The organism is Alphaproteobacteria bacterium (assembly GCA_023898725.1).
In the GTDB taxonomy this organism is placed as follows: domain Bacteria; phylum Pseudomonadota; class Alphaproteobacteria; order JAUHZC01; family JAUHZC01.
Window position 1 is genome coordinate 366,474 of the sequence record CP060236.1, and the last position, 15,769, is coordinate 382,242.

Annotated in this window: 11 protein-coding genes and 1 tRNA gene; 7 read left to right on the top strand and 5 right to left on the bottom strand. The window is 43.9% G+C overall.

Annotation, left to right across the window (positions count from 1 at the left end):
* The first annotated feature begins 22 nt into the window (after positions 1-22).
* Positions 23-964 carry a thioredoxin-disulfide reductase gene (gene trxB / locus H6849_01655; protein ID USO01729.1) on the top strand — a complete coding sequence of 314 codons (942 nt, stop codon included), beginning with the start codon at positions 23-25 and terminating at the stop codon, positions 962-964.
* A 16-nt stretch (positions 965-980) separates the two neighbouring features.
* Here the strand turns inward: trxB and H6849_01660 are convergent, their stop codons facing one another.
* Positions 981-2,414 carry a DASS family sodium-coupled anion symporter gene (locus H6849_01660; GenBank protein ID USO01730.1) on the bottom strand — a complete coding sequence of 478 codons (1,434 nt, stop codon included), beginning with the start codon at positions 2,412-2,414 and terminating at the stop codon, positions 981-983.
* Positions 2,415-2,909: 495 nt separating this feature from the next.
* Here H6849_01660 and H6849_01665 point away from each other — a divergent pair, with 495 nt between their 5' ends.
* The 6 genes from H6849_01665 (at position 2,910) to H6849_01690 (ending at position 9,265) form a co-directional block, all read left to right on the top strand.
* Positions 2,910-4,748, top strand: coding sequence for a ribonucleoside-diphosphate reductase subunit alpha (locus H6849_01665; protein USO01731.1), 1,839 nt, complete (start codon positions 2,910-2,912; stop codon positions 4,746-4,748).
* A gap of 18 nt (positions 4,749-4,766) precedes the next feature.
* On the top strand, positions 4,767-5,750 hold the full coding sequence (locus H6849_01670) for a ribonucleotide-diphosphate reductase subunit beta (GenBank protein USO01732.1): 984 nt from the start codon (positions 4,767-4,769) through the stop codon (positions 5,748-5,750).
* A gap of 640 nt (positions 5,751-6,390) precedes the next feature.
* A complete protein-coding gene (gene tssB / locus H6849_01675) occupies positions 6,391-6,933 on the top strand; it encodes a type VI secretion system contractile sheath small subunit (protein ID USO01733.1) in 543 nt (180 codons plus the stop codon).
* A 21-nt stretch (positions 6,934-6,954) separates the two neighbouring features.
* Positions 6,955-8,403: a type VI secretion system contractile sheath large subunit gene (gene tssC / locus H6849_01680; protein ID USO01734.1), complete on the top strand. Its 1,449-nt coding sequence runs from the start codon at positions 6,955-6,957 to the stop codon at positions 8,401-8,403.
* 34 nt (positions 8,404-8,437) lie between these two features.
* On the top strand, positions 8,438-9,004 hold the full coding sequence (locus H6849_01685) for a hypothetical protein (protein ID USO01735.1): 567 nt from the start codon (positions 8,438-8,440) through the stop codon (positions 9,002-9,004).
* 184 nt (positions 9,005-9,188) lie between these two features.
* Positions 9,189-9,265, top strand: a tRNA-Pro gene (locus H6849_01690).
* A 36-nt stretch (positions 9,266-9,301) separates the two neighbouring features.
* Here H6849_01690 and H6849_01695 read toward each other — a convergent pair.
* Genes H6849_01695 through H6849_01710 form a run of 4 tightly spaced genes read right to left on the bottom strand, consistent with a single transcriptional unit; the run spans position 9,302 to position 15,705 of the window.
* Entirely contained in the window at positions 9,302-10,585 is a 1,284-nt protein-coding gene (locus tag H6849_01695; GenBank protein ID USO01736.1) for a pyruvate dehydrogenase complex dihydrolipoamide acetyltransferase, read from the bottom strand.
* A gap of 60 nt (positions 10,586-10,645) precedes the next feature.
* Positions 10,646-12,796 (bottom strand): adenylate/guanylate cyclase domain-containing protein, encoded by a 2,151-nt coding sequence (locus H6849_01700; protein USO01737.1) that lies wholly within the window; start codon positions 12,794-12,796, stop codon positions 10,646-10,648.
* A gap of 16 nt (positions 12,797-12,812) precedes the next feature.
* Positions 12,813-13,865: a hypothetical protein gene (locus tag H6849_01705; GenBank protein ID USO01738.1), complete on the bottom strand. Its 1,053-nt coding sequence runs from the start codon at positions 13,863-13,865 to the stop codon at positions 12,813-12,815.
* Positions 13,866-13,887: 22 nt separating this feature from the next.
* Positions 13,888-15,705 carry an anion permease gene (locus tag H6849_01710; GenBank protein ID USO01739.1) on the bottom strand — a complete coding sequence of 606 codons (1,818 nt, stop codon included), beginning with the start codon at positions 15,703-15,705 and terminating at the stop codon, positions 13,888-13,890.
* Positions 15,706-15,769 lie beyond the last annotated feature (64 nt).

The window sequence follows — 15,769 nt, forward strand, 5'->3', positions numbered from 1 at the left end:
GACAATTACTGAGGAAAAAAATATGGCCCCCACGCATACAAAAGTTTTAATCATTGGATCCGGTCCAGCAGGATATACAGCAGCTATTTATGCGGCGCGGGCTGCGCTTGATCCTATTCTTGTTCAAGGCATGGAGCCTGGTGGACAACTTACTGTCACCACTGACGTGGAGAACTATCCAGGATTTGCGGAGGTCATTCAAGGCCCCTGGCTTATGGAGCAAATGGAAAAGCAGGCCCGACATGTGGGGGTTGTCCCTCTTTTTGATCGCATTAAAAAAGTTGATTTTTCGCGCCGCCCCTTTACCGCCGAATCTGAGTTTGGCGAACTATTTACCGCTGACACTGTTATTATTTGCACAGGTGCGCAAGCTAAGTGGTTGGGAATTCCCAGTGAAGAAAAGTTTCGTGGGCACGGTGTATCAGGCTGTGCAACATGTGATGGATTTTTCTTTAAAGAGAAGCACGTGGCCGTTATCGGCGGTGGGAACACAGCAGTAGAAGAGGCACTTTATTTAACAAACCACGCCGCCAAAGTCACCCTCATTCACCGACGTGATACGCTGCGCGCGGAAAAGGTGTTGCAAGACCGCCTTTTTGCGCATGAGAAAATTACTGTTCTTTGGAATCACCATGTTAAGGAATTTCAAGGAGAGGAGTCGCCACGCAAACTCAAAACGCTTGTTTTAGAATCAACAAACGATAAAAGCACCCAGAAGCTTTCTGTAAGTGGTGCCTTTGTGGCCATTGGCCATGCACCCCAGACGACAATTTTCGCTGATCAACTGCAGACAGATGAACAAGGTTATTTGATCTGCGCACCGGGTAGTACAAAAACCGCCATTCCGGGTGTTTTTGCAGCCGGTGATGTGCAAGACAAGGTCTTCCGTCAAGCAGTGACGGCTGCGGGGCAAGGGTGCATGGCTGCGCTGGAGGCATCTCATTACCTTGCATCACAGAAATAGAGGTTTTGTTCTCTACCTAAAGAATGCCCAGATAACGCCACCAGACAGAGCCTACAACCCCCCAAACAACAATATGGGCTAAGCTCATAACGAAACCATTTTTCCACCATTCGGTTACTGTCACGTAACGTGAGCCAAAAAACGCCGCCGCACTACCGCTTCCGTAATGGGTTAAGCACCCTGACAAACAGGAAAAAAAGGCCAAAATAAGCGCAGAGGCTACTGGTGGAAGCCCACTGGCTAAAATAACAAGCAAGAAAGTTGCATAAAATGCACTGACATGTGCCGTAATACTTGCAAAGAAGTAGTGAATATAAAAATAGAATCCCAGAAGCGCTGCAATTGCCAATGTTTGTGGAAGAAAGGCAACGGTTATTTGCGCCTGCCCACCCAACCATTTCATCATGCCAAATTTGTCAAGATACTCAGCCATCGTAAGAAGCACAGAAAACCAGATCAAGGTATTCCAGGCCCCTTTCTCATTTAAAATATCCTCCCATTGGAGAACCCCAACAAGCAAGAGGATCGAAAGACCAAGCAGTGCTGTGGTCGTTGCATCCACACCAATATATTCTCCCAGTATCCACAAGGTGATCAGGAAGCAAAAAATACCCAACATAATTCCTTGGGCAAAATTAAGAGAGCCCATTTCTTTCAGGCGCTGGCGTGCCTGCTCCGGAGCTTGAGGAGTATCGCGAAGATCGGGAGGATAGATAAACGCCAAAATGAGAGGAATACAGATAAGCGAAATGATCCCCGGCACAATGGCTGCTTGAAACCAGAGCATCCAGGTAATGTCAATGCCTGCACTTTTTGCAAACTCTACCATTAGGGGATTTCCAGCCATTGCCGTCAGAAACATGGCGCTAGTCACAACATTGGCATGATACCCCACTTGTATCAAATACGCTCCAATGCGTCTGCGCGTGGAAGCGTCTGGTTGACTCTGAAAGTTTAACGCAAGTGGTTGAATAATGGGATATGTAATGCCACCGCCGCGTGCTGTGTTAGATGGGATGACCGGCGCAAGAAAAAATTCTGTGAGCACAACACCATATCCCAAACCAAGGTAGTTTTTCCCAAGAAGAGCAATAAATAGATAGGCAAGGCGATCACCTAAGGTAGATTTGATAAACGCACGGGCGATAAGAAACGCAGAAACAGTGAGCCATACCGTTGGTGATGAAAACTTCGAAAGCGCCTGATCCATGCTCAGAACGTCCGCCGTTACAGCAACCACTAAGCCGATAAGAGCCGTTGCACCCATTGGCAAGGGAGATGTTACAATACCTACAATTGTTGAGACAAAAATTGTAAAAAGACGCCACGTTTGGGGGGTCAGCCCTCCTGGAATAGGAACATTCCACAGGATGAAACCCACAATAAGAACCCACACAAAGGGAACGAGCTTAACCCCCGACCATTGGCGGACACGTGGATGGCTTGACATAGCGGGATTCCTAAAAATTATGCGAAAGTTCTCCACATCCTACACAATAGATATTTTTCTGACTACCTATTTTTTTTCTGAAATAATAACTCTATTGAAGAGTAGGTTTTGACAAATCTATCGCATTTCTCCCTTTCTTGATCCAGAAAAATCCCCCCATAAGTGATAATTTTTTCATCACCATTACTCATGTGAATTAGGAAGTTTTTTTGTATCAAAGTTGATTGACGTGTCCAGAAGATGTGTTTAAATTAGAAAGTGTTAGTTCCTGTAAGCCCTGTTTTTAAAGGGTTTTCCAGATGGTTGGTGGTATTAATAAGGTGGGGCTTCTTTGTAACTTTTTGTTGCAAAGATCACTACTTAGGTGTGCATAGTCCGTTATTTTTGCGCGCTCCGCACACCCCTCTGAATTTCATGATACGGGGTCATTGTGATTACGTATTTTCATTATTTGGCAAAACGCCTTAAACATAAAATTAAAGGGTATTACGTACGATGCAATCAACGGCTTCAGCTTCTATCACACATAATCATGTAAGTACTAATCAGCCTTGCGAATCTGTGCATGCGATTCCCGAACGTGATGCACTGCTCACCGACTTTGGGAAAGCCGTGTTAACTGATCGGTATCTTCTTCCTGGCGAAACGTATCAAGATCTTTTTCTGCGTGTGGCAACTTACTATGGTGATAATACAGCCCATGCCCAACGCTTGTATGATTACATTTCAAAACTCTGGTTTATGCCAGCGACACCCATTCTTTCCAATGGGGGCACCACGCGGGGCTTACCTGTTTCGTGTTTTTTGAACGAGGCCACAGATAGTCTGTCAGGGATTGTTGGTTTATGGAATGAGAATGTCTGGTTGGCGTCTCGTGGGGGGGGCATCGGAAGCTATTGGGGAAATCTACGGTCCCTTGGTGAAAAAGTGGGGCGTAATGGGAAAACCTCGGGTGTGGTTCCTTTTATGAAAGTCATGGACAGCATGACGCTGGCTATTTCTCAAGGTTCATTACGGCGAGGATCTGCGGCTATCTACCTCCCCGTAGACCATCCCGAAATTGAAGAGTTTGTCGAAATTCGCAAGCCTACTGGTGGTGATTACAACCGCAAAACCCTCAATACACATCATGGGATTCTCATTCCTGACGCTTTTATGCAAGCCGTGGAAGACGATGGGATTTGGCAACTCAAAAGCCCGAAAGATGGGGAAGTTATCCGCGAAATTTCTGCACGAGGGTTATGGATTCGCATTCTGACCACCCGTATTGAAACAGGTGAGCCTTATCTCATTTTCATCGATACTGTTAATAAGTCGATACCAGAACATCACAAGCGCCTTAATATGTTTGTAAAAATGTCAAACCTGTGTAGTGAAATTACACTCCCTACGGGCAAGGACCATCTTGGTAATGACCGTACGGCGGTATGTTGCTTGTCATCGATCAACCTTGAAACCTACGATGCCTGGAAGGACGAACCGCAGTTCATCGAAGATATCATGCGGATGTTAGATAATGTTCTTACCGATTATATTAATAACGCCACTTCTGATATGGCCAAGGCAAAGTATTCTGCTATGCGAGAGCGCTCAGTGGGTCTTGGGGTTATGGGTTTCCACTCATTCTTGCAATCAAAAATGATCCCATTTGAAAGTGTTACAGCAAAAAGCTGGAACAAACGGATATTCACCTATATCAAGGAGCAAGCGGACAAGGCTTCTATCGCCCTGGCCAAAGAAAGAGGCGCATGCCCCGACGCCATTGATGGTGGAAGTATGGAACGTTTTTCAAACAAAACAGCTATTGCACCTACGGCATCTATCTCCATAATTTGCGGAGGCACCTCTCCTGGAGTTGAACCAAATGCAGCCAATGCCTTTACGCATAAAACGCTTTCGGGGTCGTTTGCTGTACGCAACAAACACCTTAAAGACCTTCTTGCTGAAAAAGGGCATGACAATCCTGATATTTGGTCCTCCATTACAACAAATGAGGGGTCTGTTCAGCATCTAGACTTTCTGAGTGCCCACGAAAAAGCCGTTTTCAAAACTGCTTTCGAGCTTGATCAGCGCTGGATTATTGAACATGCCGCTGATCGGCAGCCCTCTATCAGCCAATCACAGTCCTTGAATATTTTCTTGCCCAGCAACGTGCATAAAAAAACACTTCACGATGTCCATATGATAGCCTGGAAAAAGGGGGTGAAAAGTTTGTATTACGCACGATCAAAATCTATTCAGCGGGCAGAAAGTTCCGTCTCTAGTGATCTTTCCCATCACAACACACCAGCTCCTGTCACAAATAACTATGAAGAATGTTTATCCTGTCAATAAGTAAATCCCGAGGCCACCATGTCAACACGCACACCGAATCTTCTTACACCAAACCCTCTTTACAAGCCCTTTAATTATCCATGGGCCTACGAAGCATGGCTTACACAGCAGCGCATCCATTGGCTTCCCGAAGAGGTTCCCTTATCCGATGATGTGCGTGATTGGAATAAAAGCCTCACTCCGTCAGAACGTAATCTTCTCACGCATATTTTTCGCTTTTTTACACAAGCGGACGTGGAGGTCAATAACTGCTATATGGAACATTATAGCCGCATTTTCCAGCCTACAGAGGTTAAAATGATGTTGGCCGCATTCTCAAATATTGAAACTGTTCATATCGCTGCATACTCCTATCTTTTAGACACGATTGGAATGCCCGAAACAGAATATCAAGCATTTCTCAAATATGCGGAAATGAAAGACAAATGGGAGTACATGCAGTCATTTGGAGGGGATTCTCCTGAAGATATCGCCATGACTATGGCTGTTTTTGGGGCATTTACAGAGGGCTTACAACTATTTGGATCATTTGCCATCCTTATGAATTTTCCGCGCTTCAATAAAATGAAGGGGATGGGGCAGATTGTTTCATGGTCCGTGCGCGATGAAACACTTCACACGCACTCCATCATCCGCCTCTTTAAAACTTTTATTTCTGAAAATCCTCAGGTATGGACTTCTGCATTCATTCAGAAGCTTCAGGATACGTGTCAAAAAGTCGTAGAGCTGGAAGATGCTTTTATTGATCTTGCCTTTGAGCTCGGTGGTGTTGAGGGACTTGAGGGACAGGACGTCAAACAATACATCCGCTATATCGCCGATCGACGTTTGCGTCAGCTTGGTTGTAAGGCAATTTTTGGTGTTTCTCAAAACCCACTTCCGTGGATGGATGAAATGCTCAACGGGGTGGAGCACACAAATTTCTTTGAAAACCGAGCGACAGAATACTCCAAGGCCGCCACTCAAGGAACATGGGAAGATGTCTTTAACAAAGCTTCGTAAGGAGCGCCAGGAGTCATGAATGTTCCTCATTTCACATGGGGTATCTTGGGTGTATGCTATCTATCGCTTTGCATGCACCACATCTTTTTTTCGCTACGGAATGTATCTTTTTAGGTGATACTCTTGCTTATTCTTACAGGGCTATAGGATAATCCTTCCTGTAGAAAGATCTAACAGGTAGCAAAAATCCAGGCTTGAGTGTTTCTTTCTGAATTGCCCCAATTACAAGCGGGTAGTGTTGCATTAGCTACGAACATCCAGCTTTGCCGTGATGCCCACACTCATAGCTCTTTGCAATAAAGACTTTCCCTTGAGAATATACGATAGCGCGATGGTATCCACCACCGAGACTATAACCCCCTTGCGCGATGGGGTTATGTTCGCTTGCGCCTGCCCAAATTGTATGTGTTGAATTATTTTTCTTCGGATAAAAACCCAACAATAAAACCGCTCACACATCATCTTTTAGGGCTTCACAGACGCAATAGATTTTCTTGCACCATAAAATAAAGATAAATTAATTTAAAAAAATACCTAATTATTTAACTTATTTTTAACAAAAAACATCTTTAATGATCTTAGATAATTAAATTACCAATGATCCATGCAGGATGTGTGGTGAAGGTAAGGAGTAAAAAATATGGCAGAAAGCACCCAGCATATTCTCGATCGCGTACGTCGGCCACGTGTTCACATCACGTATGACGTTGAGATCGGTGATGCAATTCAGCTGAAAGAGCTTCCTTTTGTGATGGGCATATTAGCTGACCTTAGTGGCGTGCCAGCGGAGAAACCTCCACGTATCGCTGATCGGAAGTTCGTCGAGATTGATCTTGAAAACTTCGATTCTGTCTTTGCTTCATATAAACCCCGCCTTCAATTTGTTGTTGACAACAAACTTCCTGGAGATTCCGAGCGCATAAATATCGAATTGGAGCTTCGGTGCTTGGATGACTTTAATCCCTTAAGAGTTATTCGGCAGATTCCTGAAATGAAAGCTCTCCACGACTCACGTACACTGTTGAATGATCTCATTGGAAAACTTGATGGAAACGAGGTTCTTGAGGGAATGCTTGGTCAAATTATTGAAGACAAAGCTCTGCGGGATGGCATTCTTGCTGAGATTGAGAAAATTGCACCCGCACCCGCACCTGAAGGCGATGCACCAAAAAGCAAAGCTTAAGGATAACTAGGAGATTTTGAAATGGCGGACGTAGAGAATAAAATTACTTTAGAAGATATCCTTGTAAAAGGACGCTTGGCGAAAGATGAAGACAAGCGCCCAGCAGGACTTGAGCAGCTTCGTGAGTTAATTTCACAAATAAACAACACAGAGGACAATCAAATCAAGCATGTTGGCCCCTTTATGTCACACCGCATTCAGCAAATTGATACCGCGCTTAGTGAACAACTAGATGTCATTATTCATGATCCCATCTTTCAGAAACTAGAAGGATCATGGCGTGGGTTACATTACCTTGTCAATAAAAGTCATACGAGCTCTACCCTCAAACTTCGGTTAATGAATATCTCCAAGCCAGAGCTTCTGCAAGATCTTGAAAAGGCGGTTGAGTTCGATCAAAGTCAGCTATTCAAAAAAGTCTACGAAGAGGAGTACGGAACCTTTGGTGGTGCGCCCTATTCATGTCTTGTAGGTGATTATGAGTTTGGTAGTCATCCCCTTGATATGGCACTCATACGCAAAATAGCACAGGTAGCTTCGGCCGCGCACACACCTTTTATATCTGGTGCAGCACCATCACTTTTCAATCTTGAAAGTTTTTCTGATCTTGGTGTCCCACGGGATCTTGCACGCACCTTTGAGAGCACCGAGCTTCTGAAATGGCGATCCTTTCGGGAAAGTGAAGATTCTCGATACGTTGCTCTGACTTTACCGCATGTGCTAACACGTCTGCCCTACGGTCCCGATACAAACCCTGTTGAAGACCTTAATTATACCGAAAAAGTTGAAGGAACGGATAACAGTAAGTTCTGCTGGGGAAATGCTTCATATGTCCTTGGGGAGCGCATTACAAATGCCGCTTTCCTTTACAACTGGACAACTGCCATACGCGGGGTTGAAGGGGGGGGGCTCGTAGAGGACTTGCCGACCTATACATTCAAAACCACGGATGGTGATGTGGCACTGAAATGTCCCACAGAAGTTGCCATTACCGACCGCCGTGAGAAAGAACTGTCTGATCTTGGATTTATATCACTATGTCACTGCAAGGGTTCGGACTATGCGGCGTTTTTCGGTGGCCAAACAGCCCAACGCCCCAAAAAGTTCAGCACCGCAGATGCAAATGCTAATGCACAATTATCGGCACGCTTAACATACATGCTGGCTGCATCACGATTCGCCCACTACATCAAGGCAATCATTCGGGATAAAATCGGTAGCTTTCTGTCAAAGGATGACGTCGCAAACTATCTGAATAAGTGGATTGCAAACTACGTTTTGCTCTCTGATGAGGCAACACAAAGCACAAAAGCACGCTTTCCTCTTCGCGAAGCACGTATCGATGTGTTTGACATTCCAGGAAAACCGGGCTCATACCGGGCAACCGTTTTCTTAAGGCCGCATTTTCAGTTGGAAGAGCTTACAGCGTCGATTCGTCTGGTTGCAACTCTTCCTGCTCCTGCCGCGTAAAAACCCTTAAAGTACATCACGAAAGGAATAAGCCATGCCACTCGATTATGCAGCAGAAACAACCGCCGCCTCAACGATGAATGAGCGTAACCCTGTTACGAGCCAACATTCAAATTATTCACAACGCACACAAACCCCTGAGTGGATTATTCGTGTAGGAGAAAACCTTGTGAGCTCATACATTGAAGGATTCACAGAACACACAGAGTGCTTTAGCTGGGGATTCAAACTTTCAAAGCCTACAAACCCCTCTTCCACAGGCCCCTTGTATTCATCTGCTGTGGTAACCATTAGTGATATTCAGGTTGTGATCTCAAACACGGACTCATCCACAACACTGGAATACCGTATGATGATTGGTGAAGCACTATCATCCATTTCTTTGAAGCGTATTGCTAATATTAATGGTGTTAATGTGGTTGCTTTGGATATGGAGTTTACAAATTGCTTTACGCAATCGATCGAACCATATGGTGATATGCTAAAAATGACGTTTAAGTGCACGCATTACAAAAAAACAGCATTCCGCTTTGATCAAAATGGGGACGCAAAGGGTCAAACAGAGGTTTCCTTCTGTTTCGAAACCGGAGTGGCGAAATAAGAGCCACGCCTTACTACTGGCTAGCAAAAACCTGCTTTGGTTATACCCTTGCGGGTTTTTCCAAAAAACCGCCATACAAACAGTCCATGGCCCTATTTAGGTAATTTTTATGCACCCCTACCGAAACATTGTTGCGTAGGTGTATATTTATCTGTATGTATAAAGTGTTCTTTTGAGAACAATTCGGGGTGTAGCGCAGCCTGGTAGCGCGCCTGCTTTGGGAGCAGGATGTCGGGAGTTCGAATCTCTCCACCCCGACCATTTCTTTTCTTCTGAAAATTCTTCAAAAAAATTTGCTTACATAAGCATCATCGTAGGATTTTCCAAATTATCTTTAATCGCATTGAGAAAACGAGCTGCCACTGCCCCATCAAGTGCCCGATGATCTACCGACAGGGTACAGTTCATGACCGTTGCGACAGCAAGCGAACCATCGTCAGCAACAACTGGCTTTCTAACGGCCATTCCAACGGCAAGAATACTTGCCTGAGGAGGATTTAAAATGGCGCTAAAGGTATCAATCCCCAACATACCAAGATTTGACAGGGTAAATGTTCCTCCCTGATAGTCACAGGGCAATAATTTTCCCGCGCGTGCACGTTCTGCAAGATCTTTAATGGTTGCAGAAATATCAGCCAACGAGCATCTCCCCGCATCAAAAACAAGGGGTGTAATAAGTCCTCCATCAACAGCCACAGCCACAGCCACATCCGCACGATGGTGCTGCATAAGATGGTCATTCTCCCATGTTACATTGGCCTCAGGAACACGCAGCAGCGCCACAGCACAAGCTTTTACGATGCAATCATTCACAGATATTTTCACACCCTGCTTTTCAAGCCGTTTATTGATATCGGCACGCGCCTCTAATAAAACATCACACCGCACGTCTATACTAAGATAAAAATGCGGGACAGTTTGTTTGGATTCGGTAAGACGCGCAGCAATCGTTTTACGCATCCCTGAAAGAGGCATGCGCGTGGTCTGGGTATTCTCATCGCTCACAACAGATGGAGACAACGCAGGGGGTGTCGTAGACCCAGAAACAAGGGGAGTGTCTGACACAAAAAGAGCTTCTAAAATATCTGCCTTCACAATCCGTCCATGAGGACCCGATCCGCTTACAGAGGCAAGGGAAATCTTTTTCTCCGCAGCAAGGCGCCTAGCCACAGGGGTGGCAAAGACCCGCACGGGGGCATTCTCCAAGGGTGGTGTTTTTTCTGTTTCCGAAGATAACCCTGATGGTTGGGTGTTTGATGCGGCGCTATGTGCTTCATCTGGTCTTCCAAGGCCCGGCATGGTTTCAGGTATATAAGTGTCTAATGTGGTGAGATCCTCGCCCTCAGCGAGCATAACTGCAATAGGAGTATTGACAGAAACACCTTCCGTTCCAGCAGCAATAAGAATTTTTCCTATGCGGCCTTCATCGACAGCCTCAACTTCCATCGTAGCTTTATCCGTTTCAATCTCGGCAAGCACATCGCCAGGGGCCACAACATCCCCTTCTTTTTTTTGCCAGGAAATCAAGGTTCCTTCAGTCATAGTAGGTGATAGGGCTGGCATAAGAACCGAAAAAGGCATGATGACTTAGAATTTTTTCTGTATGTAAGCTAGCATGACTTGGGGGAAAAACGAATACCCTTATTTGGATACAAGTGTCCATGATCCGTCCCACCCCTCTAAAGGAGGCTTCTTGATAAACACTTCACACCTTTCAATAAATTCTTCGATGATTGCTTGCTGTGTTTCTGATAGGTTTTGGAGCCCTTGAACGGTTTTTATAGCCTGTTTGAAGTTCAAATTAAGGTAGAAATCAAAAGCCCTATTGAACCCCGTCACATACGCCATCATATTCTTATCGGGAACCCCTAGATTATGATCAGCCTGATGGCCAACCAGTTCATAGGTATGCACGCCCTTTGTCCTGCCTTTGACGACAATCACATCAACACTCCTGCACACAAACTCATCTTTGACGAGAGCATAAAGAGACTCACTGATAAGAATGTGTGTGCGATAAAATTTGTTTGCACCCTCAAGGCGGGCAGCAAGGTTTACATTATCTCCCATAACAGTGTAATTCATGCGATCAGAAGACCCTATGTTTCCAACAACAACCTCACCGTGGTGGAGACCAAAACGTGTTTTAAGAACCGGTTTGTTTGCCTTTTCCCACTGGGCGTTATAGTCACGCAGCGCATTAAAACAAGCTAGGGTTGCTCTGCAAGCATTTTTGCCTTGGGTCTTATCATCATCAGGCGCACCCCAAAAAGCCATAATAGCATCACCAATGTACTTATCGATGAGTCCCTCGTGACGCATAATAATTTGGGATAATCCTTCAAAATAGACAGAAATATGCTTCATGAGATCTTCGGGGGAAAGCCCTTCAGATACCGTTGAGAACCCCTCAATATCAGTAAAAAGAAGAGTGAGTGGTTTTCTTTCACCCCCGATTTCTATTTCTTTTTCTGTTCCCACAAGTTTGCGTACAAGTTGTGAGGGCATATATTTTGTAAAAATACGCAAACTATGACGTGTATTCTGGAGCGTTCGCGCTAACGTTCCCACTTCGCTGATCTTTGATGTTATTTTTTCACGATCTGTGAGATCAAATTTTCCAATTTGTTCCGCGTGCGCTGTGAGATCTTGAATGGGATAAGCAATTCGTCGCGCTAACAAAATAATCTGTAAGCACGCTATAAACAAAATAAAAACATAAAGGCTATAATTGTGGTTTTCTATTTGTGCTTGTGAATAAACATACTCTTCGTAATTTGTAACACTGACAATTATCCATTCAAGATTTTCCACATCAAACATACGCAACACATTAACAAGGTATTTTTTTTCTTGGATAGTGATAAAAAACGTATTTTCTTTGCTCTGTGCAAATGTATCCATAGCTAAGCGCAAATGGCCACTGCTCAGTTGATTGATATGGATCAGCCCCTGCGCTTCGCTGTGGGTGGAATTATTCAGAATCTCAGATTGAGCAACAATCTTGTTTTCAGCATTCAAAATGCAAACAAACGAATCCGGGGAAATCTTTCTTTCGCGCAGTTCACGAGAGAGACTGGTGATGTCAAAATCAACACCAATTACTGCAGGAACACCTGAGTCTTGCCTACGAAGAGGAATTGATACAGTAACCACAGGCTTCGCAATCGAACCAAAAACATAGGCATCAATGATTGATAGGCGCCTGTTTGTAACAGCCTCCTTGAACCAGGGGCGTTGAGTCGGATCATATCGGGTGCGTGCGATATATTCTTTTTCAACCACGGTGCGGGCACTGTCCGTATAAAACCATGTTTCTCCAAGAAGTGGCGCGGAGATGATCCGATACCGAAATCGTACATTATCGGGAATACGGGTTTGCTCATCAAACACAAGGCTGTCTTGGGGAGAGGTCCTGCTGATTTGAAAAAATGCTTTATCTGGATACCCAACATATAGGCTCCAAATATCCTGATTCTGATCCATCAGAAAGCTTAAGTATTGGGCCTGTTGATCCTCGATACTCCCAATGAGAGGAGAAACAAGAACGCGGGTGGTTGTTTCAGCAACCTTGCGTGTCGTTTCTAACTTCTGCAAAACCAGGGATTCAATGCTTTCATTGTATTTTTGAATGTTATTTTTTACAAAGGTTTCTTCGCGTGAGCGCACACGCATATTGGTAAAATACCCAAGAACAAGGAGCGTGATAACTAAAAGAGAGATAACCTGAAAGAGAACATAAAGCTCAAGAGTGAACTGATTAAATAACTTTTTGTATCGACGCGTAATCATAGATATACATCCACATTTACCTGTAGTGTTTCTTGGTTACGCGTGCAAACGCATCATAAATATCAGGAAGCTCAATGTTCATTTTTTCCACAATGGAATCACGGATACACACAATAAACTGCTCTGTTCGAACGATTGGGATATCCTTAGCGGTTTTTCCCCCAATCACAATTTGCTGTGCTGCAAGACCCGCTGATGACCCTTGCTCGTAAGGAGATGTGGCAATCGCAAGACCGCCTCCCTCCTCAACAAAGAACGCATTAACGCCAATTGCTGGAATTGTGGCATTTTGCATCGTCCACTCAAGAACCTCTTTTGGTGACATGAACTCCTTGTCATTTGGATTCCTACGAATAGAGCGATAGTTTGAAATAGTAATGAAGTCCAAGGTCTTATTGGCCTCAAGAACGGCCTTTTTCCACTCATCGAATGTTCCCACAAGTTTGGAATCTTCAAGCTTCACACGTCCCCACTCAGAAAATTGACGCATGTATTTATCATCATTTTGAACAGTAGGAGAATTATCACTAATGTGAGCTGTGCGAATCTGCACATTCTCCGCAAGACCCCGCTGTCGGGCAAGCAAGTAAAATGTATCCCGCAATCCCCCCAACGGGAGTCTTTCCAAAATACCTGTTACATTCTTTGCTTTGTCGTAACCATACGTTTCTTGAGAAGCATTTACACCGGAAAAAATAACGCTAATATTGGGATCATTAATATAGTATTGGCCAACAAGACGCTGCGCATCATCATCGACACAAATAATCACTTGCGGACGAATAGCACCGATTAATCGTCGCGTAATCAAGCCAGCATTGCGAAGGTATGTAGGCCAAGTATGCCTCTTTGTGTCCATATAATGATAGCGAACATTGTAGCGTTTTTCATTCGCAAAAATGTTTTTTAGGCCACTATTTACATCACGCACCCAACTATAGTCTGTTTGATAGCTGTGCACCACAAGCACTTCTTTGCGTCCAGAATTATGGATAATAAAAAATGTAAACGCAAAAAGAAGAAGAAGTGAAGGTATGATGTAATCAAAACGAATTTTCGATGTGAACATGTTTTGTAATCCTACGTAGATACTAATTAAACATAAGGCCTAGGCTCTTCCAAAAAGGAAGAGATAGGTATATTGCCGCAATACGTCCTATATTCATAAGCGCATTAAATAGAAGGAAAGAACTCTCTTTATACGGAAGCGCTTTTGAAAATGATTCTGTAAACTTTGTGTAGAAAGGAGATTGATACGGAAACCACCAAATATCAGCTGACATCAGCAAAACAAAACCAAGAACCCACAAACTCAAACCGAATGATTCCGAAACAGGAACCATGATAGCCGAAAGAAGAGCAATTGCCGGTCCAATAGGAAGAATAAGCCGCACGACAACCATTATTCCCACAAGCACCATAATAAGCTTCCCAAGATCCTGCTCAGAAATAAAGGCCTTAAGCAGGGGAAGAATGTAAGAGAGAAACATATTATCCACACCAAGGAACTGCATACATTTATTGATGCCGATGATCGTTGCCAGAAATACGAGAAAAGACCAATCCGTATCTTTTTGCCATTTCTCTGTACCAATAAGATTCATGGAGAGAATAGCAAAAAGAAGGAAGAGACTGACCCACTCAATAGGGATACGATGATACTGGGTAGTAAAAAGCGATATAACAAAAAAGATCACACATCCCAAAGCCATTACTTCTTGTGATGACATAGAAGCACGGGCTTTGATCTGAAGATCAATCATTGGCTTTGACACGTTAATTTTTGTGCGCGTCGCAAAGAAAATTGAGGAGGTTACAAGGTAGAAAACACTCAGTACCCCCCCTACGACACCCGCACTATAAAACCAACCAATGGTTATAATGTTTTGCTGCTCTTGAAGAGGCAGCAAACCAAATACAACAAAGTTCATAACGGATCCTGTGAAAAACACACTACTCAGTATTGTTATGCCAAAAAAGATAGATGCACTAATTTTTGTACTCAAAGTCGTTCCATGAGGAATTCCCAGAATGTCAAGAGTCTCCTCAACCATCGGAGCTCCCACTTTTGCACGGTTGACTATTGAAGGAATAGCAGGCGTCATGAGGCCCCCAAGAAAAAAAAGCGCAACGTTATAAAATCCAGATCCTGATGGCAGATACCGAATCAGATAAAGCAAAATTCGTTGGATTAATCCTGATTGGATCAAAAGAAGCCCAATTCCCCACAGCGACATCACAAGAATGAAAGGACTTGAAGAAAATCCCGCCAGCACCTCAGCGGGAGGAACAAGCCCCAGAATAAGTGATGCCGCAATAATGATGAGTCCTGGTATTGACTCGTGGAAAGTACCAAATACCCAAAAAATAACGCCTGACGACAAAATACTTATGAACAAACGTGTTTCACTAGCAATACCATCATCAAGAAGAGCATGAATAAAAACAGGCACAATAAAGGCAAATACCCAGCTAATAAGGGCGGAAATTTTTGTTCCCTCATCAACAACAGGCACTGTTTCAATTACTGATTTTGTCTGCGTAAACGATGAAAATAGAATACTTGAGATATCTTCGTTGTGAGCTTTGATTTTATCAAGAGCACTCACAGGAATGCGAATAATCGTTGATTCCTCTTTTGCAAGCGCATCTGAACCAAAAAATCGGGATTTGAAATAAGACTCTTCCCCAAAAAATGTTCCCTTATCACATAGCTCCTCTTTGCCATCAATTTTTATACTGCCTGAGCAGACAAAGTAAATCGCATCCGCCTCTTGTTTCGCTAAGTATACTTTTTTCCCTTTTGCAACAGAAATGACCTCAAGTAAGGGTATAATTCGCGCCTTTACCATTGCGGGAAGATCTTTAAATAGTCGATGACTTTTAACAACGTGCAGAATTTCGTTCATATACATACCGCCCTAAATTACATATGTGATAAAATCATACATCACATTACGATATTTGTTATTA

Excerpts from the sequence above, each read along its gene's own strand:
- H6849_01685 (USO01735.1), top strand. The coding sequence starts at position 8,438 with ATGCCACTCGATTATGCAGCAGAAACAACCGCCGCCTCAACGATGAAT.
- tssC (USO01734.1), top strand. The coding sequence starts at position 6,955 with ATGGCGGACGTAGAGAATAAAATTACTTTAGAAGATATCCTTGTAAAA.
- H6849_01700 (USO01737.1), bottom strand. The coding sequence starts at position 12,796 with ATGATTACGCGTCGATACAAAAAGTTATTTAATCAGTTCACTCTTGAG.
- trxB (USO01729.1), top strand. The coding sequence starts at position 23 with ATGGCCCCCACGCATACAAAAGTTTTAATCATTGGATCCGGTCCAGCA.
- H6849_01695 (USO01736.1), bottom strand. The coding sequence starts at position 10,585 with ATGCCTTTTTCGGTTCTTATGCCAGCCCTATCACCTACTATGACTGAA.
- H6849_01660 (USO01730.1), bottom strand. The coding sequence starts at position 2,414 with ATGTCAAGCCATCCACGTGTCCGCCAATGGTCGGGGGTTAAGCTCGTT.
- H6849_01665 (USO01731.1), top strand. The coding sequence starts at position 2,910 with ATGCAATCAACGGCTTCAGCTTCTATCACACATAATCATGTAAGTACT.
- H6849_01710 (USO01739.1), bottom strand. The coding sequence starts at position 15,705 with ATGAACGAAATTCTGCACGTTGTTAAAAGTCATCGACTATTTAAAGAT.
- H6849_01705 (USO01738.1), bottom strand. The coding sequence starts at position 13,865 with ATGTTCACATCGAAAATTCGTTTTGATTACATCATACCTTCACTTCTT.
- H6849_01670 (USO01732.1), top strand. The coding sequence starts at position 4,767 with ATGTCAACACGCACACCGAATCTTCTTACACCAAACCCTCTTTACAAG.
- tssB (USO01733.1), top strand. The coding sequence starts at position 6,391 with ATGGCAGAAAGCACCCAGCATATTCTCGATCGCGTACGTCGGCCACGT.